Origin of the sequence: Bradyrhizobium sp. 149 (assembly GCF_023073915.1) — a bacterium.
Lineage (GTDB): Bacteria > Pseudomonadota > Alphaproteobacteria > Rhizobiales > Xanthobacteraceae > Bradyrhizobium.
Map to the genome: position 1 here is coordinate 1 of NZ_JADPKK010000011.1, position 1148 is coordinate 1148.

The following is a 1148-nucleotide window of genomic DNA, read 5'->3' on the forward strand; positions in this document are numbered from 1 at the left end:
CTTTGCCCACCCTTGTAATAGCGCGATGGTTTATTCTCGACTCGTTCCGTGAGGAATGGCCTGCCGCGGTTTGCACCCCGCGACAGGCCGCTGGCGATCGGATCGAGCCCACCCAGAGCAGTTCGTGGCTGCCCCGTAGCGTGATCGCGTCAGCACCTTCATCGGACCCGGATGGTTGCCGGAACAACTTGGTTCGCTTCACAAGGCAGGGTCGACGAAGATGACACACACTAACATGACGACGGCCGGTATCGATACGTCCAAGGCTAAGCTGGACATCGCGGTTCACGGCCAAACCGAACGCTGGCAGGTTGCCAATGCTTTGCCGGGTTGGCGCGCTCTGGCAGCCGACCTGGCCAAGGCCGGCGTCACGCGGATCGGGATCGAGGCCACTGGCGGCTATGAACGTGGCGTGGTGGAGCATTTGCGATCGGCCGGCTTTACCGTGCTGTTGCTGCAGCCGCTTCAGGTCAAGGCGTTCGCCAAGGTCCATTTGCGCCGGGCCAAGAACGATGCGCTCGACGCCGTATTGATCGCCGCCTGTGCTGCGGCGCTCGATCCCCCTGAGATCGCGCCGGATCCGCGATTGACGGAATTGGCCGACTATCTGACCTTTCTCGAGCAGATCGAGGAAGACATCCGGCGCTTCAAGACCCGTCTCGAGCACATCGACGAGCCTGCGTTGCGACGCATCGTCAACAGCGACATCGCCCGGTTGAAGGCACGCAAGGCGGCGCAGATACGTGACATTGCCAAGCGCCTTCGTGCCTACGACGACCTCTCCAAGCGGCTCAAGCTGGTGCTGAGCGTTCCCGGCATCGGCGAGCGGACCGCGCTGGCGATTGTCATCCGCATGCCCGAGCTCGGTCGCATCAGCCGGGAACAAGCCGCAGCCCTGGCCGGGCTGGCTCCCTTCGATGCCGACAGCGGACAGCACAGAGGACAGCGCAAGATCGCCGGAGGCCGCAGCCGCCTGCGGCGCTCTCTGTTTGCCGCGGCCCTGCCAGCCGCCTTCCGCTGGAACAAAGCTCTGATCGCGCTGTATGCCCGTCTCATGGCAAAGGGCAAAGCCCACAACGCAGCACTGATCGCCTGCGCCCGTAAGCTCCTGATCTATGCCAATACTGTCGTACAACGCGGCACGCCCT

1 protein-coding gene is annotated in these 1148 nt (G+C 63.4%); it reads left to right on the forward strand.

Annotated elements, in window-relative coordinates; genetic code table 11:
* Positions 1-235 precede the first annotated feature (235 nt).
* Positions 236-1148 (forward strand): IS110 family transposase (locus tag IVA88_RS04015; protein ID WP_247496002.1); only part of this gene is annotated, 913 nt, incomplete at its 3' end.